Below are 1,001 nucleotides of genomic sequence, written 5' to 3'. Positions count from 1 at the left end.
GTCGCCGGGGCCGTGCGCGGTGGACCAGGCGCCGACGACGAGGAGGAGCGCGAGGCCGACGGCGGTGACGACCCTGGCGAGCAGGATCCGCTCGGCGCGCGCTCGCGGGCTCCGGGTGGTCGCGAGAGGCGGCATGACCCGCGCAGTCTAGCAACGGGGCCTTTGCCTCTCCGGGGCCCCGCCCGCGCGGACACGCCTACACTGGAAGGGTGGCGAGACTACTCATCATCGGCGGCTTCCTCGCCGCCGTGTTCTGGGTGTTCAGCATCGTCGACTGCGCCGTGCAGCCGCCGACGCGGCACCGGGGTGTGCCCAAGGCCGCCTGGATCGCCATCGTCGTCCTGATCCCGGTCATCGGCGGCATCCTCTGGTTCGTGATCGGCCGTCGTCGCGCGAACGATCAGGGTGTGCAGCGCACGCTCGCCCCGGATGACGATCCGGCGTTCCTGCGCAGCATCAGCAAGGCGGAGCAGGACGCCCGGATCCGCCGCCTGGAGGAGGAGCTCGCCCGCCTGGACGAGGAGACCGACGAGCCGCCCACCGCGGATCCGCGCCCGTGACGTCGTCGCCCGCGACGGACGCCGCGGCGTCCCTGTTCGCCGAGCTCGTGGCGAACGGCGTGCGCGACGTGGTGCTGTCGCCGGGGTCGCGCTCGCAGGCCCTCGCACTCGCTGCCGCGCGACTGTCCGACGACGGGGTGTTGCGGCTGCACGTGCGCATCGATGAACGCGTCGCCGGTTTCACCGCCCTGGGCATCGCACGCGAGACGGGCGTGCCCGCCGCGGTCGTGTGCACGAGCGGGACGGCGGTCGCGAATCTCCTGCCCGCCACGATGGAGGCGTTCCACGCGGGGGTGCCGTTGCTGCTGCTCACGGCCGACCGTCCGCCGGAGCTGCGCGGTGTCGGCGCCAACCAGGCCACCGTCCAGCCGGGGCTGTTCGACCCGTGGGTGCGCGCCACGGTCGACGCCCCGGTGCCGGGCGACGGCGATTGGCGGGGTC

The 1,001-nt window shown here is 73.9% G+C and carries 2 protein-coding genes; both read left to right on the top strand.

Annotated features, from left to right (window positions below; all coding sequences use genetic code 11):
* The first annotated feature begins 209 nt into the window (after positions 1-209).
* Entirely contained in the window at positions 210-560 is a 351-nt protein-coding gene (locus DW309_RS05265) for a PLD nuclease N-terminal domain-containing protein (RefSeq protein ID WP_136028489.1), read from the top strand.
* Positions 557-1,001 (top strand): thiamine pyrophosphate-binding protein (locus DW309_RS05260; RefSeq protein ID WP_275090049.1); only part of this gene is annotated, 445 nt, incomplete at its 3' end. The genes DW309_RS05265 and DW309_RS05260, both read left to right, overlap by 4 nt.

The organism is Microbacterium sp. K41 (assembly GCF_004794395.1).
Lineage (GTDB): Bacteria > Actinomycetota > Actinomycetes > Actinomycetales > Microbacteriaceae > Microbacterium > Microbacterium sufflavum.
The sequence above is the reverse complement of the archived record's forward strand: the minus strand, read 5'-3'. Positions and strand labels throughout refer to the sequence as shown.